The sequence below is a fragment of the Mesorhizobium sp. WSM4844 genome (assembly GCF_055811775.1).
This window is the reverse complement of the sequence record NZ_JBVVQB010000020.1, coordinates 90,824-107,702: the sequence shown is the minus strand read 5'-3', so window position 1 is coordinate 107,702 and position 16,879 is coordinate 90,824. Positions and strand designations below refer to the sequence as shown.

The window sequence follows — 16,879 nt, the reverse complement described above, 5'->3', positions numbered from 1 at the left end:
GTGTTCCTGGCGTATGTCGACCAGGTGCTGGTTCCCACACTCGAACCCGGCGACGTCGTCGTGATGGACAACCTGCCTGCCCACAAGGCCGCCGGCGTCCGCGACGCGATCGAGACGGCGGGGGCGAGCCTGCTCTATCTCCCGCCCTATAGCCCAGACTTCAATCCCATCGAAAACGCCTTCGCCAAGCTCAAGGCGCTGATGCGGGCAAAGGCCGAGCGGACAATCAGCGCACTGTGGGACGCAGTCGGCGCGATCCTCGAACGCTTCACCCCAGCCGAATGCGCCAACTACTTCAAGGCAGCTGGATACGACCCAGATTAAACAGGACGCGCTCTAGCATTGGAAAGCTGATTGGAGTGACGCCATCATTCTGCACCACCATTCCCCACGACTGTTTCCAGCCGTGGGGTGGAGCGAAGTGTTCGCCCCGCGGTCAAATGTTGGCGAGCAATTCGTTGATGCGGCTTTCCATGTCGGCCAGTGCGGCATCGACGTCCTTCTGGCCACTGATTGCAGCGCTCATCTCTTCGCCGATAATGTCCTGGATCGCAAATTGGCGCTGTACGGCGGAGGGCAGCGGCTTGCCGAGATCGGCGACCGCGGCGATCGCGTTGCGATGCGGCAGGGCCTTGAAGGCGTCAGAGGCGATGACGGCCTTGTATGCCGGCAAATGACCGGTGCGTGACCATTCAAAATCGTTGTCCGCGAAGAACTTCAGGAATTTGCCGATTGCTGCCGTCTGTTCAGGCGTGCGGTCCTTCTGCGAGACTGCCCAGGTATGGCCGTCGGCATATTGCGCGTGAGCGCCGCCAAACAGCTGTGGATACGGATAAACCGCATAGCCGCCCTTGTTGAGCGCCGTACCCTTGGTTTCTGACTGGGCGTTGTAGTCGCCGACGACCCAGGTGCCGTTAAGGTGGACGCCACCCTCGCCAGCAAGGAAGGCGTTGATTGAGCCGCCATAGTCGAGGTCCTTGGTGGTGTAGTCCTTGTCGAAGATCGCCTTGTACATCTCGATGACCTTCTTGGTCTCCGGCGTATTCAACTTCACATGCTTCGGATCGGCAAAGAAGTCGGAGTCCTGTTGGAAAAGATAGGTGTAGAGGTTGCGCGTGTAGAGTGCCGTCTCATTGGCCAGGTTCTGGACGAAATAGGGCTTGCCCGTCTTCTGTTTGAACTGTTCGGCCTGGGCAAGCAGTTCCTCGGGCGACTTCGGCAGGATCGGCGTGCCGTCGGCGTTGACGAGCCCGACTTGTTTGAAAAGATCCATGTTGATGTGATAGAGCATGGTCCAGCTGTCGATCGGCAGGCCGTAGATCTTGCCGTCTTTGGTCGCGCCATTGCTCGCCGCATCGGTGAAGGCGTCGGGTGTCACACCGACCGACTTCAAGAGATCGTCCAGCGGCATCAACAGGCCCTTCGACTGGTAGTCCGAAAGCACGGACTCGTGGATCGTGACGATGTCCGGAGCGTCGCCTGAAGCAAACTGCGCGGTCAGCTGATCATAGCCAGGCCACTCCACGGTGGTGACGTTGACGTGCACATCGGGATTGTCGGCGTTGAACTTGTTGATCAGCGACGTGATGATGCCACATTCGCCAACCGCCTTGGTGGGATCGGTGTTGGTGCCGAAATCGGCATCGCAGGCGCCGAAAAAGCGCTGCACGTTCAGTTCGGTCGCGGCAAAACTTGGGCTTGCGAGCGCCATCGCGCCCGCAGAAACGGCGGCAAACAGTATTTTCTTCAGTTTCATATCAGTTCCTCCTACTACTGAGTTTCCGCCGCTCCACCCTGGATTGGCCTTCGTGCTTCAATCGCTGCGCATTCCCCCGGCCATCAGGCATTTTCGTTATTTCACCGCGGCGCCGGAGACCGCCGTGACGATGTATTTCTGGAAAAACAGGTAGACGATCAGGATCGGCGCACCGGCGAACACCGCCTGCGCCATCAGGAAGCCGATGCCTTCGGACTGCGCGAAATTGGTCTGCGTCGAGGCCATGCCGACCGTCAGCGTGAACATGTCCTTCTTTGTTGCCGAAATCAGCGGCCAGAAGTAATCGTTCCACGCGCCGAGAAACGTGAAGATACCGAGCGTTGCCTGTGCAGGCAGCGTGAGCGGCAGAAGCACCTTCCAGAAAATCCTGAAGCGGCCGGCATTGTCCAGCATGGCGGCTTCGTCCAGTTCCTTCGGAATGGCCTTGAAATATTGTGTCATCAGGAAGACGCCAAACGGAGCCGACAGGCCGGGAAGAATGAGCCCTTGATAGGTGTTGTGGAATTTCAGCACGCTGAAGATCTGGTGGCGGGCGACAAGCACTGCCTGTTCCGGAACGGCCAGGCCGAACAGCACAATGACGAACAGCACGTCCCGGCCGGGAAAATTCAGTCGTGCAAAGCCGTAGCCGGCAAGCGACGACAGGATCAAGGTGCCGAGCGTCAATCCACCGGAGACGATGATGCTGTTGCGCACCCAGATGAACACCGACGACGTGCCGACGGTGTTGATGTAGTTTTTTAGCGTATAGGGCGCGTGAAACACCGAATTCGGATCGGCCATCAGTTCGGCATTGTCCTTGAGCGACAGGCCGATGACCCACAGAACCGGTGCGATCATGACGATTGACAGTAGGATGACAAGGGCCAGCAACACATGGTCGCCGAATGCCCGTCCCTTGATCGAAACGGCTGGAGCGCTCATGTCTGGTCTCCTCTGCTGCGCGTCACCAGGTACTGGGCCATCGCCGCGATCAGGATGAGGATGAACAGGATTTCCGATGCCGCGGCGCCCAGGCCCAGATCCCAGCGACGGAACGCGGTGTCGTAGATGTAGAGCACGATCGGCTTGGTCAGGTTGTTGGGGCCGCCGCGCGTCATCAGCCAGGCCTGGCCGAACAGCTGGAATTGCAGCACGATCTGGATGATGACCACCAGAATGAAGGTGCGCTTGATGGACGGCAGCGTGATCGAGCGCAGCGTCTGCCAGCGATTGGCATTGTCCAGTGCTGCCGCTTCGTAGATATCCTGCGGGATCTGCTGCATGGCTGAGAGGAAGAGCATCATCGGCAGGCCGATGCACCACCAGATGGTGGCAATCGCGATGCCGAGCATCGCAAGGCTGGGATCGGAAAGGAAAGCCGGAGCAGTCGCGCCGAACCATCCGTAGATCGTCGACAGCAGACCGACATTCGGAATGAACACGATGCGCCAGATCAGTGTGACGATGGTGACCGACAGCACCGAGGAGGAAAAGAACAGGGTCCGCAGCACCGCGGCAGTGCGGGTGCGGCGGTTGAGGCAAAGCGCGAGAAAAAGGCCGAGGAGCGCCAGTGTCGGAACAGTCAGAAGCACGAAGTAAAAGGTGTTCCAGACCGATTGCAGGAACACCTTGTCGTGGAACAGCCTGACATAGTTGCCTAGCCCGATAAAATTGCCGGACGAGAACGTATCGGCCTTGTGGAAGCTCAGCCACATTCCCCAGAGGAGTGGGAAGACAAGCAGCGTCGTGAAGAAGAACAGGAACGGCGCGACGAACATGAAGTTTCGCCATTGCGGCGCGTAGATATCAGCGCTCGGAGTCCTGACGCCTGCTGCCGGCATCGCGGTCTGCGGCATTGTCAGCCGATCGGCCATATCAGGCCTCCCTCGCGTGCCAGGCGCGGCCGGTTTCGTCGAACAGATGCGATTTCTGGCCGTCGAAGGCGAGCCCGACCTTGTGGCCAACCGCGATGCGGCTGTTGCCGGCGTCGGAGCCGACGATTTGCTGACCATCGCCCAGCCGGGCGTAGACCAACGTGCGTTCGCCGAGCCGCTCGAGCACCTCGACCACGCCGTCGGCATTTCCCTGTCCGGCGGCAACGATGCGAACATCTTCCGAACGGATGCCGAAAGTGTGCTTGCCATCGCTCAACTGGTTGGAGACAATCTCGGTCTGGACCGATACGCCATCCGCAAACCTGGCCGCGGCATTCTCAGCCGACCTGTCGAGTGTCGCTTCGACAAAATTCATCGCCGGTGCGCCGACGAAGCCGGCGACAAATTTGGTCGCGGGGCGTTCGTAGATCTCCATCGGAGAGCCGATCTGCTCGATCCTGCGATTGTTCATGACGACGATGCGGTCGGCGAGCGTCATGGCCTCGACCTGATCGTGGGTGACGAAGATCATCGTCGATTGCAGGCGCTGGTGAAGCTGGGCAAGTTCGAGACGGGTACGGGTGCGCAGAGCCGCGTCGAGATTGGAGAGCGGCTCGTCGAATAGGAAGGCCTTCGGTTCCTTGACGATCGCACGGCCGATGGCAACACGCTGGCGCTGGCCGCCCGAGAGCTGGCCAGGCTTGCGCTCGAGCAAGTGGGGCATTTCGAGGATGCGAGCGGCTTCGTTGATCCGGGCATCGATGACCTCGCGCGACATGCCGATATTCTCAAGCCCGAAGGCCAGGTTGTCGCGCACGGTCATATGCGGATAGAGCGCATAGGACTGGAACACCATGGCAATGCCGCGCTTGCCCGGCGGCAGATGATCGATGCGTTCGTTATTGATGGCGATCTCGCCGCTGTCGACGGTTTCGAGGCCAGCGATCATGCGCAGAAGCGTCGATTTCCCGCAGCCGGACGGTCCAAGAAACACAATGAATTCGCGTGCCTTGATGGATAGGGACAGATCCTCCAGCACCGCCATGGCACCGAAGTGCTTGTTCACATTCCTGATCTCGATATCGGCTGTCACGTCGACGCTCCTCCTCGGCGCATGCACTTTTCGATGATCCGCCAGTCAGAGCTTCAGGCGGATCATCTGGTAGGAATAGGCCGGCAGCGACAGGCTCAGCTTGCCGCCAGCCACCGAGGCGCCGGCCCCTTTCCTGGGGCCGACATTGCCGGGGTTCGCGGCCGAGTTGACGGCTTTCAGATCCGCGTGCGTCATCACCTGGTGATCGACGATGTCGGCCGCGCCGAAGCCGGTGATGTCGATCACGGTTTCGATTGCTTCGCTCGAATGGCGGTTGATGGCGAAGAATGTGACATGCCCGTTTTGCGTGTCATGCACGCCGGTGACGTCGACATAGGAAACGTCGCCCGCGACAGTGGACTTGTAGGTCGGGCATTCCACCCTGAGATTCAGCGCATTGCCGCGTCCGTAGATCGAGGCATAGAGATAGGGATAGTAGATCGTCTGGCGCCATGCCGGGCCATTGGGAACGGTCATGATCGGCGCGATGACGTTGACCAGTTGCGCCATGCACGCGATCTTGACCACGTCGGATCGACGGATGAAGGTGTTGAGGATCAGGCCGACCTGCAGCACGTCCTCGAAATTGTAGATGTCTTCGAGCAGTGGCGGGGCAAAGGGCCAGCCGTCATTGCCGCCGAGGATCTTCTTGTCCTGCTCCTTGGAATGGTACCAGACGTTCCATTCGTCGAACGAGATGTAGACCTGCTTGCTGGAGCGCTTCTTCGCCTTGATGTACTCGATGACGCCGGCGACAGAGACGATGTAGTCGTCGAGTTTCTCGCTCATGGCGAGATAGTTCGGAGCGTCGTTGGCTTCGTTGTCGAAATACATGTGCAGCGAGATGTAGTCGACCTCGTTGTAGGTATGGTCGAGAACCGTCGCTTCCCATTCAGGGTAGGTCGGCATCTTGGCATTCGAAGAGCCACAGACCACCAGCTCGAGCGACTTGGAGAAGGCGCGCATGGCCTTGGCCGTCTCATGCGCCAGGCGACCATACTCGTCCGCAGTCTTGTGGCCGATCTGCCAAGGACCGTCCATTTCATTGCCGAGGCACCAGAGCTTGACGTCGAAAGGTTCCTTGCGGCCGTTCGCGATACGCTTGTCGCTCCACTTACTGCCGCCGGGATGATTGGTGTATTCCAGAAAGTTGCGGGTTTCATCGAGGCCACGCGAGCCGAGATTGACGGCTAGCATCATCTCGGTGTTGGCGGAGGCGCACCAGTCCGCAAATTCATGCAGGCCGACTTCGTTGCTTTCCGATGTGTGCCAGGCGAGGTCGAGGCGCACCGGGCGTTCTTCCTTGGGGCCGATGCCATCTTCCCAATTGTAGGCGGAGACGAAATTGCCGCCGGGATAGCGAACGATCGGAACATTGAGTTCCCTGACCAGATCGATGACGTCCTGACGCATGCCATTGGCATCTGCCGTCGGGTGGCCCGGCTCATAGATGCCGCTGTAAACCGCACGCCCGAGATGCTCGATAAAAGATCCATAGAGCCTCGGATCAATTTTCGAGACAACATAGTGCGGATGCGCCGTGACGGCTGCCTTCATGCATTCCTCCCACAATATCACAAATAGTGATTTAAATCACCTTGTTCGATATCAAAAGGAAGCAATAGGCATTCGTCAAGTCAAAACGACCAAATGTCTGACAATTTGACGACGGCATCGTCCATCTATAGAGGCAATTAACTGAAATTGCTATATTATTTTCGAAACCCGATTTGGTGATATCAGCCGGTTTTGATCCTGAGCACGATGTCCTGATCGTAATTCCCGAATCCCTTGCCGAAAATATTGATCCCGCCGGGGCACTTGGCGTCGTCCTTGACGCCGATACGGATGCGGATTGAATGATGGCCCTTGAGATCGAGGACAGCGAGGCTGGTTTCGGAAATCCTGACGCCGTCGACATAGGTGCCGTCCGTGGAAATTCGCCAGTTCTTCAGCTTGCCATATTGCGAGCCTTTCAGCTTCCACCAGGAGGGCGTGAAGACGCCGCGCTTGTCGCCGAAATCGCCGGGTGACGTCCAGGTGCCGACATCGATGCCATTGATCGCAAGCGTGATGTCGGAGGGCCAGTCGGCGCTGGTGCCCGGCACTTCCGAGGACAGTTCCACCACCACTTCAAGCTCGGTGATCTCGGCATTGGCGAGCTTGGCATTATTGGGGAACTGGTATTCGACAAAGCCGCGGGTGAACCATAACAACCCAGCTTTCATGCGGTCCGGATCGAGGAAAGTGTTCGGCACATCGAGCAGACCGATGATGCCATCGGGAGAGCACAGGCCGCAGGGTGCCGTCACCTCGAAACCGGTGTAGAGCCCGATCGGCATCGACACTTCGATGGCATTGTTCTTGACCGCGCGATACTCGCTTTTGAACACCACGAGCACTTCCTCGGCGGTCGGATAGCAGATCTTCTGGCTGCCTTTTTTCGCCTTCTGGTTCTCGGTGCGGATCAGGCCGGCATCCTCAAGCACCTGGATATTGGTTGAGACAGTCGATTGCGGCAGCGACAGCACGGCGGCGATGTCGTTGACATTCATCGGCCCCTTTTCATGCAGCAGTTTCAGCATGGAGATACGTGCCAAAGAGGCAAGCCCCTTGAGGACGGCAATGCCTTCCTCAGGTTCGATCACCAGAAAATTGCGACTCATGGATTTGCCAGTCTATGCGAAATTTGTACCCGAAATTGTCATGTATATCGGGATATCTGATTTAATCAATGCGTTGGCCGAATTCATGTCCTATTATGTTCTGGAGCAACCAACGGCCGCCAAGGCTCGCTGCGGTTTTAGGCTTGCTTGCAGCCGGCCGAAGGATTCGGTTCTGCCGTACAGCCGCGGAGCGTTTTACGTCGCGGTTAGGTGGTGAGCAGACGCTCCCATTCCCTCAGCCAATTGGAAAGATGCGCCATTTTCCGGCCGTTCCTGGCGCTTCTCCAAAGCGGATCTTCGCGTTTCGGCTGGAGTCGATGCAAGACGGACGTTCACTTCATTCGGGAAGACCTGCCTTCAGCAAGCCTTCGCGCAGATGCTCGGCATCGGCAGGATATCGGTAGTGCGGCATCTCCGCCCGCACGCTGAAACCGGGCTTGCGGCGGAGCACCTCTGCGGCTTTAGAGCGAGCTTCGTCGAGACGCCCAAGCTGCGCCAGGCAGGCTGACTCGCGCGCCATCATCCACGGCGACAGCTCGTGCCCGAGCTTCCGGTTTGCCGCCAAGGCTTCTTCATAGCGCCTCACGGCGTATAGACAGAAGGCAAGGGCACCCCAGGCGAACTTAACATAAGGATCAAGTCTGATGGCCCGGCGAGCCAGCTCGATGCCCTCTTCGGCGCGACCGGACACGCCAAACGCCGCGCTCAAGTGCACTATGCCGACCACGTCGTTGGGGTTGAGCGCCACACCATTTTCGAGGTGCGTTATCGCTAGATCGTACTCATCGCGGAATCGGTGGATCTGCCCGAGGAACGTGTGACATCGGCTTTCGCGCGGGTCCAGCCGGACCGCAGTCATGGCCACCTCCAATGCCCGTTGTTTGATGGCATCCGACGCGGCACCGTAGTTATTCTCGACCAGAAGTGACAGGGCCAGATAGGCGTGGGCCATAGCGTATTGCGGATCGAGAGAAACGGCCTGCTCGAACAACTCGCGAGCACGACGGTTGTTTTCCATGCCGAACCCACGCAATTGCTGAATACCGCGGAGCAGACAGTCATATGCCGGTAGGCTGTCGGTCCGCCTGCTTGACGCCATCCTGATTTCGGCGTCCTCCAGCCGGCCCACCACGGTTGCGACGACGGTGTGTGTCAACTCGTCCTGAACGTCGAATAGGTCCTCGATCCTGCGGTCGAAACGCTCGCTCCACAGATGATTGCCTGGAACGGCGTCGATCAGCTGCGCCGTGATGCGAATCCGGCCGCCCATTTTGCGAACGCTGCCCTCGATGACGTAGCGCACGCCGAGGTCGCGCGCGACCCGGCGCACGTCCACGGCTTTGTCGCGATACTGAAACGACGAGTTCCGGGCAATGACGAACAGCGCACGCGAGCGTGATAGTTCGGTGATGATATCCTCAGTGATGCCGTCGGAGAAATATTGCTGTTCAGGATCGCCGCTCATGTTGGTGAAAGGCAGGACCGCGATCGACGGCTTGTCGGGAAGCGACAACGCAGGCCCGGCGGGTGCCGGCGCCACACCGTTCACGATTCTGAACACGCGCACCGGATTGGCAATGTTCTTGAGTTCGACCTCTCCCATCTCGTCGAAGACATGAGCGCCCTTGCCACGCAGTTCATCGCGCACCTTTGCCGAAACGCAGATCCCGCCCGGCTCCGCCAACGCCTCCAGCCGCGCGGCTACGTTGACGCCGTCGCCGTAGACATCGGATCCCTCGCCAATGATATCGCCAAGATTGATGCCGATGCGCAGAAGGATGCGTCTATCCTCGCCCAAAAGCGTGTTGACCTCGGCCATCTTCTCCTGCAGGTCCAGCGCCGCCTCGACCGCGTTCACCGCGCTGGCGAATTCCATCAGCACGCCATCGCCCATGATCTTGACGATGCGGCCCTCATGGTCGCGCACTATCGGCTCCAAGACGCTCTTCCGCTGTTCCCTCAGCGCCGCCAGCGTTCCCACCTCGTCGGCCTCCATGAGGCGCGAGTACCCCACGACGTCGGCGACGGCGATGGCGGCAAGGCGGCGTTTGGCGCGTTCATCGGCCATTTAGATGATGCCTTAGGGCCCAGTTTCCGCCGATGGTATTTGTGCCATGCCACGATGTCCATTGCTGCTATAGGCCCCATTCCGAACATTGCTCAGGGGCCGACATAGGTCTGCGATGGGGGGCATCAGTGCTGGTCTCAGCGAATGTCCGCTGTCGGCAGCAAAAGAGTACAGGAAGGTCCGTTCAGGGTTCCTGCTGACTCCTTGGTCGCCGTTCGGTAGAGGCCGCTCAGGGTAGACACCTGCCGGAGCGTGAACGTCCGGTCCGGAGAACTGTCGGGAACGGCGGCCTTATGGCGCAACTTTCCTGTTCGCATGCGCGAATGGATCGACGGGGAGCGTGGTGCGTGGCAACTGCGCCCCTCATTCGCTTCGCCGGACTGCGCCGGCTGACACCCTAGTCGCCTTCACCGTCGTCGAGCGTGAAACCGGCCTTCAAAGTCACCTGGAAGTGACGAACCTCACCATTCTCAACATGGCCGCGCGTCTGCGTTACCTCGAACCAACGCAAGTTCCTGAGCGTCTTTCCGGCGCGGGCGATCGCCACGCGAATAGCATCGTCGATGCTCTCACCTGATGAGCCTACGAGCTCAACCACCTTGTAGATATGCCTCTCATCCATGGAACGCTCCTTTCCCGTTTGCACCATATTTGTGGCGCAATCCGGAAGCGGAAAGTGGGCAGGCGAGCGATCACTCTTTGCGGCCTCGCCTTCGCAGGCGAGGTAGACGTGCTTCAGTAGCCGGCACGGCGCGCCGAGTGGTCATGCAGCGCGGCAGCGCCGCAATGGCTCTCGCGGCCGATGGTGTTCCTGCACACGACCACGATAGCATTCCGGCACGATAGCGGTCTGGATTGGCGAGCGGCCATTTGGCAGCGCTGTATGGCCGCTTCCAGCGCAATCCGCTCCTCCCCCTGATGGCTGAGCTTAGGTGGAATGTCGACGGTCAGGTTGGATAACGCGCGGGCTCTATGCCGATAACATTCTGCTCCGCGTCCGTGGTGAGCGTTCCCTTCGATTGATCCAATATTACAAGCACGTTGCCGAAAGGGTCACAAACCCGAGCGCATCGCCCGATCGCGATGTCGAAGGGCGGTTCCACTGCCTTTCCGCCCGATGCCAAAAAGTCTCGAAATGCCGCGTCCACGTCATCAACCAGAATATCGGTCTCTGGACCAATACGAAGATGAACTACCAGTTCTGCATCTGTTTCAGGCAACGCGAATCCGGCGGCTTCCGCGTCCCGCCAGATGAGGGCATGGCCGAGCCGATCCCGATAAAAGGATATGGCTTCGTCAAGATCGCTTACATGCAATAGATAGTTGTCGAGTTTTCGGAACAACGGCTTTTTGGCGGCCTCGTAAGCCATTGGGGAACCTCGCGCAGCATCGCGGCTCACATCACACACTACCCAAGATTATGCTTCCGTACGCGTTCCGCAACGGCTCAGCGTCGGCTCAACTGATGTCCAGCTTGCAACAGGCTAAGACAAATAGATGGAGCGGGATGCCCAATTCTATTTGAACGTATCCCGCTCTAGTCGGGACGGCGACAGGCCACAACCTCGCCAGGCATGCTCAGGCTCTGCAGTGAGCCAGGTGCCGCGCCGCCGATCCAGCCCAGCACCGAGCGGGCGAGCTCGGCGCCGGCCAGCCGGAAGTTCTCGTTGACCACCAGCAATTCCCTGCGGAACAGGTGCAGCAGGTCGGACGACTGCTTGGATACCACGTCGACGTCCCGGCCGAGCTTGAGGCCGGCGTCCTCGATGCCGGCGACGATGGCGAGCGTCGCGGCAGCGGCGCTGCTGACGAAACCGTCCGGCCTGACGTCGCGGCGCATCAGCTGCGCGGTCCTCATCCTGATCTGATCGATCGAATGGTCGACCGAAACGGTGTTGAACGGGATCTCGCTGGCGCCGACCTCGCTCAGCGCATCGGTGAAGCCGTTCAGCGTATGACTGTGGTAGGTCAGCTCGACTGGAGGCGCCAGCAGAGCCAGCCTGCGGCGGCCGATGCCGGCCAGGTGGCGCACAGCCTCGGTCGCGAACGCGTAATTGTCGAAGTCATGATAGGGATGGATCAGCCCCATATCGGTGCGGCCATGCGTGGCGAAGGGGATGCCACGCTCGAGCATGTAACGGGCCCTGGGGTCATTCGGCTGGGTGCGCGAAATGATGACGCCGTCGGCGGAGCCGGTCTCCAAGAGATAGCGTATCGGGTCCAGGGGATCCTGCGAGCGTGAATAGGGCGTGACGATCAGGTGGTAGGGTGTGGCGGCGATGACTTCCGAGACGCCGTAGATGATGTCCGAGACAAAGCTCATGATCTCGCGCTCGGTGTTGAGCACGAGGCTGATGACGTTGGTCTTGCCGGTCCGCAGCCGCACACCGGCGCGGTTCGGCCGGTAACCGATCTGCTTGGCGACGAGTTGGACGCGTCGATGATGACCGCCTTGGAGGCGAATAGTTCAGCGAGCACGGTCGAGAACAAGAAGGTAAGGATCGTTAGGAGTGCGATCGTGCCGGCGACGGGATGAATGAGCTTGGTCATTGGTTTCTGTGTCTTTCACCGGCTGATGGCGAGCACGCCCAGCACCGAGGCGGCGGCGGCGAGCCCGATGCGGACATAGTGGATCATGATCCAGGTGTTGAGCCGGTCGGGAACCTGGTCGAGGGGAAGGGATTTAGCCGCGAACTGCGCGTTGGCCGGAACGAACCAGACCATAGTGAGCGCCAGGACGCCCACGATGCATGCAGCCGATCCGATCCAGAGTATCCGCGCGTCCGCTGCCCCCCAGCCAAGCCAGAGGGAGCCGATCAGACCGACGAGGGTCGGAACGACGACAAGAGGAATCACCCCGGAAATGAACCCGTTATTCTGGCTGAACCAGTCAAGGAACTCGGCTGCGGGAAGGCTCTTCCAGTAACCGCCGAGCGTCAAGCCGATAGTCAGCATGACACCGGCGAACATGGCCGAACCCGTGACGGCAAGTATGTTGAACAGGAGCCGCATTGGACTCTCTCCTCTTGGATTGCTTTCGATTGGGGTGACTTCGAGCTGCCCGCAGGCTCTATGCGAGGCAAATGCCAGATACCGCGACCTTCTGGAACAGGTGCGGTGAGGCGACCGCCGAGGACGGATAGGCCCCCAGTTTCGCTCTGAATTCGGGATGCATGAATGCGGCCCGGAAAGCGGCCGTCGATTCCCAGACTGCGTAGTTCAGGTAGGTCGGGCTTTCGCCGATGGCGCGGTGGAGCTGGATGGAAATCAGGCCAGGCTGGGTCTTCATGAAAGACGCATCGTCCTCCCAGACCTGAAGAAACACTGCCTCGTCGGCGGGATCGAGCGTGAACAGATTGATCAAAACAACGGCATCGGCATCGATTCCAATCTGACGGTCGATGGGAAAGGCGGGATCGAGAGGGCGCATGGTGGGCATGAAAGGTCTCCTGAGGTTGCATTTGACACTATAATGTCGAGTTGGTACTATCACCACATAATCAATTGACATCATCGTGTCAACAAAATCATATGGTGACAAATGAACAAACCACAGCGGGCCTCAGCCGGAGATGCCTTGACCGATCTCATTCTGACGATGTTCCGGGTGAACAACCTCACCCTTACCTGGGGCGACCGGCTCGTCGCTCCTCTCGGGCTGACCAGCGCCCGTTGGCAGATTCTAGGGGCTATCGTGGCGGCAGAACGGGCGCAGCCGGTTGCCTGGCTTGCGCGCGATCTCGGCGCCAATCGCCAGAACGTTCAGCGCATCGTCAACGATCTGGCCAAGGAAGGGTTGGTGTCATTCGCGCCAAACCCGCATCATCGCCGTGCACAACTCGTGGCGCTGACGGACAAGGGACGGCAGATCTTCGACGCTGCCATCCGCCTGTACGCGCCGCGGGTCGAGGCGCTCGCGGAAGGGCTTGCCGTAAAGGACATCGAAGCAGCCCGCAGCGTGATGACGATGCTGCGGCAGAAACTTGAGGGGGATGAAAATGCTCAAGAGTAGGCTTCGCACCGCGAATGGCAGTATCCGCTACCTCGTTTGTGGTGGCTGTTGACCCTAGCGTCTGATGACAGCTCGACGTCCCTTGGGTCAGAGATGTCGGTTCCCGCGAAGGTCCGCTTGCAAGCTGCCAAATCGGCGTGGCAAAGGCTGATTTGGGTCAAATCTTCCGGTTGTCGAACCGACAAGTCGCGCCATTTGCGGTCATTGTGCCCGGCAAGATGGAGGCCTCGATCGAGTCCTTTGCTGATTTTTTTCGATTCAACACTGCCGAAATCCAAAGGCTCGAGCGTCACCTACTCGTGCTTATCCGCAGACATCGCCTGCCTGCACTCAGAGATGAACCGAGCGGCTGGCTCATCACACGTTGGCGGCGTCAAAATACCGATCTCCCTGAAGCTTTCCGCCTCGCCTAGCTCTATGACGCGCACGCCCCGGAAATGATCCGCGTAGGCTTCCGCTCTCGGCACGATTGCGACGCCCATGCCGTCGGCAACCATGCTCAACAGGGCAGGAATGTCGTCTATCTCGACCCATTCGTTGACCACAACGCCTTGTTGTTCGATCAAACGCTCTACCAGCCGCCCGCCGAACGAATGACGGTTGTACCTCAGGAAGGCGTGTCCGCTCATCGCGGCTTTCCAATTCATGTCGTCAGTTCCTGGCGGCGCCACCAAGACGAAACGCTCCTGCACCAACGACTCCCACCGAACGGTCGACGGCAATCCGAAGCTTGGCCGGATAATGACGGCCACGTCCAATCCGCCTGCGTCCAGGCGATCCAGCAGCTCTAGTGAAGTTCCCGGCACGATCTCGATGTAAAAACCGGGGAACGCGGGATGGAAAGCCTTCAAAGCGCGCCGAAGGATCGTCGGCTGCACGGACGAGATTGCACCAATCCGGAGGCGCCCGGGTCGGGCTGACCAATCCAACGGCTTGGTCAGTGTTTCAACACCTGCAAGAACCTCCTGCGCTCGCGCCAACACTGTGCGTCCAGTCTGGTTCAGGGTGGCCGAGCGGCCGGTCCGATCGAAGAGCCGCACCCCGAGCTTGTCTTCGAGACGCATCATCTGCCCGCTAACGGCGGCCTGCGTCAGACCAATCCGAGTGCCAGCAGCCGCGAAAGTACCATATCGGGCGACCGCCAACAGCGTTCTCAGTTCAGCGATCATGCAGCATTGATAACTTTTAATTGGGCTGACCGCAATTACATATAGTTTTTTGTTTTGCTCGGAATCCTCTATCTGCCGGTCATCGTCAGAATGGAGTTTAACGATGACCGACCAGACCATCCGCCCCTTCCATCTCGCTTTTCCTGTCGACGACCTCGAAGCAGCGCGCGGCTTCTACAAAGATCTTCTCCGCTGCGGGGAAGGCCGCAGCTCGCCCGACTGGGTCGATTTCGACTTTCACGGCCATCAGATCGTCGCGCACTTGGCGCCCGAGGAAACCGGCAAAGCCCGGACGAACGCCGTCGATGGCCACGGCGTGCCTGTCCGTCATTTTGGAATCGTTCTCTCGATGGAGGAATGGCAGAAGACCGCTGATCGCCTGATGGAAGCTGGAATGAACTTCGTGATCGCTCCCTACATCCGCTTCAAAGGCAAGCCCGGCGAGCAGGCAACGATGTTCTTTAACGATCCGGCGGGTAACGCCATCGAGATGAAGGCTTTCAAGGATATCGGCCAGCTGTTCGCGAAGTGAGGCACCGGGAAGAAGAAGGAAGTGTACGCCGTCACTCGGTCGCCGTTCCAGGCAGCCTGCCAGACCTGGGTAGAGGCTGCGCTCGTCTGTCCTGAAACCTCGTGGAGCCACAAGTTCCTGGGATCGATGTGGCGCGGGCGACCCATGGCACCGCTGTAAACAGCCGCATGGCGGTTGCGCTGACGCATTCCAGTTCATCATGCTGGCTCCGTCGCGAGCCTGCCAACGTCACATTCAATCAACTGAAAGCAAAAATAGAATGACCGATCCGACATACATTCAGGAATACGAAGCAATCGTCAAAGTGCTGAACAAGTACAACGAAGGTGGAGCAAAAGCGGACAGCTCGATCATGCGCTCGGCCTTCAGCGAACGTGCAACTATTTTCGGCATCGAGAACAGCAAACTTGAAGGGGGGCCGATCGAAGGGCTTTTCAAAACGATCGATACGGCGTTCCGGCAATCGCCGGAGGCGAAGGCCGCTATCGTGCGCATCGATATCGTTGGTACCGTGGCGAACGCCCGCGTTGATACGGACAATATCTCGGGGTTTCGCTTCACGGATTTTTTCAATCTGGTAAAGGTCGACGGTCAGTGGACGGTCGTTAACAAGGTCTACCACACGCACCATAGCAACTGATCGGACGCCGGCGCATTTGATGAGGGCTTCGGTTCTCATCAGCCCCGGCCGTCGCTGTTTTGATCATCGAAACTCCCGCGTAGTTACAGAAGGAACACGACGATGTCCAAAATCTTCATCGTCGGCGGTGCCGGAAAAGTGGGCCGTCGGCTTGCTCAGCAACTTTCCGAGCGTGGTCACCGGCCGTTCTCCCTTTACCGCAAACCTGAACAGCGTGACGAACTGACGGCACTCGGAGCCACGCCGATTGGAGGCGATCTCATCGGTCTGTCAATCGAGGATTTGGCGGACATGATGAAGGGCTGTGGCACTGTGGTCTTCAGCGCGGGAGCCGGCGGCGCGGGGATGGCAGTCACCAACGCCATCGACGGGGCCGGGCTCGAAAAGGCGGTCGAAGCCGCGAAGGTCGCAGGAGTCCAGCGATTCCTGCTGGTCTCAGTTTTTCCCGACGCGCTGCGCGACCAAGAGCGCAAAGAGGGCTTCGAGAACTATATCAGGGTAAAGAAGTTGGCGGACGCCTATCTTGTCGCCAGCGGCCTCGATTACGTCATAGTGCGGCTTGGCACACTGACCGAAGAGACAGGCCGCGGATGCGTGCGCGCCGACCTCGCTGTTCCCTACGGCAAGGTGCCGCGGGACGATGTTGCCGCCGTTCTGGCCGAGATCGTAGACCGGCCGGACATTGCCAGAGCGATCATCGAGCTAACCGAAGGAGAGACGCCGGTCTCCGAAGCCATCGCTCGTCTCGCATAAAGAGCGCGATCATGATGCTTGGGGTTCGGCCGGTGCTCGCCAGCGAGTTGACTGCAAGGCGAAGAAAGGCTCAAGGCGGACGTCGAGCAAGTAAGGGTGGTCGGCGCTCATAGGCGACGACGGGTTTGTCCGCGAAGCTGCCACTTGCATTGCCCCGATCGAAGGCCGTCAAGGGGCCACATCCAGACCACCCCTAGAGCGCAGCGTACGCCCGTTTCCGCACTTCGACGGCCGAAAGCCGTCAGCCCGCTGTCGGCCCGACTACGCCGACGATTGGGCACGCCAGGAACGACGGCTTCCCGGAAGCCGTCCG

Annotated in this window: 17 protein-coding genes and 1 pseudogene; 5 read left to right on the top strand and 13 right to left on the bottom strand. The window is 59.3% G+C overall.

Annotated elements, in window-relative coordinates; translation table 11 throughout:
* On the top strand, nucleotides 1-324 hold a 324-nt coding region (locus tag AC0L2A_RS17895), incomplete at its 5' end, for a transposase (protein ID WP_473609886.1).
* Between the two features lie 112 nt (nucleotides 325-436).
* On the opposite strand, the gene AC0L2A_RS17890 is transcribed toward AC0L2A_RS17895, so the two are convergent.
* From AC0L2A_RS17890 to AC0L2A_RS17835, 12 genes and pseudogenes are all read right to left on the bottom strand, one after another.
* Nucleotides 437-1,756: an ABC transporter substrate-binding protein gene (locus AC0L2A_RS17890; protein WP_473609885.1), complete on the bottom strand. Its 1,320-nt coding sequence runs from the start codon at nucleotides 1,754-1,756 to the stop codon at nucleotides 437-439.
* A 96-nt stretch (nucleotides 1,757-1,852) separates the two neighbouring features.
* Nucleotides 1,853-2,701 carry a carbohydrate ABC transporter permease gene (locus AC0L2A_RS17885; protein ID WP_473609883.1) on the bottom strand — a complete coding sequence of 283 codons (849 nt, stop codon included), beginning with the start codon at nucleotides 2,699-2,701 and terminating at the stop codon, nucleotides 1,853-1,855.
* Nucleotides 2,698-3,633: a carbohydrate ABC transporter permease gene (locus AC0L2A_RS17880; RefSeq protein WP_473609882.1), complete on the bottom strand. Its 936-nt coding sequence runs from the start codon at nucleotides 3,631-3,633 to the stop codon at nucleotides 2,698-2,700. The genes AC0L2A_RS17885 and AC0L2A_RS17880 overlap by 4 nt, the downstream gene beginning before the upstream one ends.
* Before the next feature lies 1 nt (nucleotide 3,634).
* Entirely contained in the window at nucleotides 3,635-4,726 is a 1,092-nt protein-coding gene (locus tag AC0L2A_RS17875; protein ID WP_473609881.1) for an ABC transporter ATP-binding protein, read from the bottom strand.
* 45 nt (nucleotides 4,727-4,771) lie between these two features.
* Entirely contained in the window at nucleotides 4,772-6,283 is a 1,512-nt protein-coding gene (gene arfA, locus AC0L2A_RS17870; RefSeq protein WP_473609879.1) for an arabinosylfuranosidase ArfA, read from the bottom strand.
* Between the two features lie 182 nt (nucleotides 6,284-6,465).
* Complete coding sequence (locus AC0L2A_RS17865) at nucleotides 6,466-7,392, bottom strand: ArsR/SmtB family transcription factor (RefSeq protein ID WP_473518660.1); 927 nt, start codon at nucleotides 7,390-7,392, stop codon at nucleotides 6,466-6,468.
* 337 nt (nucleotides 7,393-7,729) lie between these two features.
* Nucleotides 7,730-9,460, bottom strand: coding sequence for an adenylate/guanylate cyclase domain-containing protein (locus AC0L2A_RS17860; RefSeq protein ID WP_473609878.1), 1,731 nt, complete (start codon nucleotides 9,458-9,460; stop codon nucleotides 7,730-7,732).
* A gap of 397 nt (nucleotides 9,461-9,857) precedes the next feature.
* Nucleotides 9,858-10,082 (bottom strand): dodecin, encoded by a 225-nt coding sequence (locus tag AC0L2A_RS17855; protein WP_091595669.1) that lies wholly within the window; start codon nucleotides 10,080-10,082, stop codon nucleotides 9,858-9,860.
* Between the two features lie 325 nt (nucleotides 10,083-10,407).
* Nucleotides 10,408-10,830 carry a VOC family protein gene (locus tag AC0L2A_RS17850; RefSeq protein ID WP_473609877.1) on the bottom strand — a complete coding sequence of 141 codons (423 nt, stop codon included), beginning with the start codon at nucleotides 10,828-10,830 and terminating at the stop codon, nucleotides 10,408-10,410.
* 167 nt (nucleotides 10,831-10,997) lie between these two features.
* Nucleotides 10,998-11,900: pseudogene (locus AC0L2A_RS17845) on the bottom strand (LacI family transcriptional regulator); the annotation flags it as partial.
* 125 nt (nucleotides 11,901-12,025) lie between these two features.
* Complete coding sequence (locus AC0L2A_RS17840) at nucleotides 12,026-12,472, bottom strand: anthrone oxygenase family protein (RefSeq protein WP_473609875.1); 447 nt, start codon at nucleotides 12,470-12,472, stop codon at nucleotides 12,026-12,028.
* A gap of 58 nt (nucleotides 12,473-12,530) precedes the next feature.
* Nucleotides 12,531-12,899, bottom strand: coding sequence for an antibiotic biosynthesis monooxygenase family protein (locus AC0L2A_RS17835; protein ID WP_473609874.1), 369 nt, complete (start codon nucleotides 12,897-12,899; stop codon nucleotides 12,531-12,533).
* A 102-nt stretch (nucleotides 12,900-13,001) separates the two neighbouring features.
* Between AC0L2A_RS17835 and AC0L2A_RS17830 the strand changes: the two genes are divergently transcribed.
* On the top strand, nucleotides 13,002-13,472 hold the full coding sequence (locus AC0L2A_RS17830) for a MarR family winged helix-turn-helix transcriptional regulator (RefSeq protein ID WP_473609872.1): 471 nt from the start codon (nucleotides 13,002-13,004) through the stop codon (nucleotides 13,470-13,472).
* 293 nt (nucleotides 13,473-13,765) lie between these two features.
* Here the strand turns inward: AC0L2A_RS17830 and AC0L2A_RS17825 are convergent, their stop codons facing one another.
* Complete coding sequence (locus AC0L2A_RS17825; protein ID WP_473609871.1) at nucleotides 13,766-14,761, bottom strand: LysR substrate-binding domain-containing protein; 996 nt, start codon at nucleotides 14,759-14,761, stop codon at nucleotides 13,766-13,768.
* On the opposite strand from AC0L2A_RS17825, the gene AC0L2A_RS17820 reads away from it, so the two are divergent.
* The 3 genes from AC0L2A_RS17820 (at nucleotide 14,745) to AC0L2A_RS17810 (ending at nucleotide 16,566) form a co-directional block, all read left to right on the top strand.
* Complete coding sequence (locus tag AC0L2A_RS17820) at nucleotides 14,745-15,173, top strand: VOC family protein (RefSeq protein WP_473609870.1); 429 nt, start codon at nucleotides 14,745-14,747, stop codon at nucleotides 15,171-15,173. The two genes, AC0L2A_RS17825 and AC0L2A_RS17820, sit on opposite strands and share 17 nt — an antisense overlap.
* A gap of 259 nt (nucleotides 15,174-15,432) precedes the next feature.
* Nucleotides 15,433-15,813, top strand: a complete 381-nt coding sequence (locus AC0L2A_RS17815) for a nuclear transport factor 2 family protein (RefSeq protein ID WP_473609868.1) — start codon at nucleotides 15,433-15,435, stop codon at nucleotides 15,811-15,813.
* Nucleotides 15,814-15,915: 102 nt separating this feature from the next.
* The gene (locus AC0L2A_RS17810; RefSeq protein WP_473609866.1) at nucleotides 15,916-16,566 is read left to right on the top strand and encodes an SDR family oxidoreductase; all 651 of its coding nucleotides are present in this window, start codon (nucleotides 15,916-15,918) and stop codon (nucleotides 16,564-16,566) included.
* Nucleotides 16,567-16,879: the final 313 nt, after the last annotated feature.

Bases quoted from the DNA above. Each gene is read 5' to 3' on its own strand.
- AC0L2A_RS17885 (WP_473609883.1), bottom strand. From the start codon at position 2,701: ATGAGCGCTCCAGCCGTTTCGATCAAGGGACGGGCATTCGGCGACCAT.
- AC0L2A_RS17865 (WP_473518660.1), bottom strand. From the start codon at position 7,392: ATGAGTCGCAATTTTCTGGTGATCGAACCTGAGGAAGGCATTGCCGTC.
- AC0L2A_RS17820 (WP_473609870.1), top strand. From the start codon at position 14,745: ATGACCGACCAGACCATCCGCCCCTTCCATCTCGCTTTTCCTGTCGAC.
- AC0L2A_RS17840 (WP_473609875.1), bottom strand. From the start codon at position 12,472: ATGCGGCTCCTGTTCAACATACTTGCCGTCACGGGTTCGGCCATGTTC.
- AC0L2A_RS17815 (WP_473609868.1), top strand. From the start codon at position 15,433: ATGACCGATCCGACATACATTCAGGAATACGAAGCAATCGTCAAAGTG.
- AC0L2A_RS17855 (WP_091595669.1), bottom strand. From the start codon at position 10,082: ATGGATGAGAGGCATATCTACAAGGTGGTTGAGCTCGTAGGCTCATCA.
- AC0L2A_RS17860 (WP_473609878.1), bottom strand. From the start codon at position 9,460: ATGGCCGATGAACGCGCCAAACGCCGCCTTGCCGCCATCGCCGTCGCC.
- AC0L2A_RS17830 (WP_473609872.1), top strand. From the start codon at position 13,002: ATGAACAAACCACAGCGGGCCTCAGCCGGAGATGCCTTGACCGATCTC.
- AC0L2A_RS17880 (WP_473609882.1), bottom strand. From the start codon at position 3,633: ATGGCCGATCGGCTGACAATGCCGCAGACCGCGATGCCGGCAGCAGGC.
- arfA (WP_473609879.1), bottom strand. From the start codon at position 6,283: ATGAAGGCAGCCGTCACGGCGCATCCGCACTATGTTGTCTCGAAAATT.
- AC0L2A_RS17825 (WP_473609871.1), bottom strand. From the start codon at position 14,761: ATGGTCTGGTCGGTCATCGTTAAACTCCATTCTGACGATGACCGGCAG.
- AC0L2A_RS17810 (WP_473609866.1), top strand. From the start codon at position 15,916: ATGTCCAAAATCTTCATCGTCGGCGGTGCCGGAAAAGTGGGCCGTCGG.
- AC0L2A_RS17835 (WP_473609874.1), bottom strand. From the start codon at position 12,899: ATGCCCACCATGCGCCCTCTCGATCCCGCCTTTCCCATCGACCGTCAG.
- AC0L2A_RS17890 (WP_473609885.1), bottom strand. From the start codon at position 1,756: ATGAAACTGAAGAAAATACTGTTTGCCGCCGTTTCTGCGGGCGCGATG.
- AC0L2A_RS17850 (WP_473609877.1), bottom strand. From the start codon at position 10,830: ATGGCTTACGAGGCCGCCAAAAAGCCGTTGTTCCGAAAACTCGACAAC.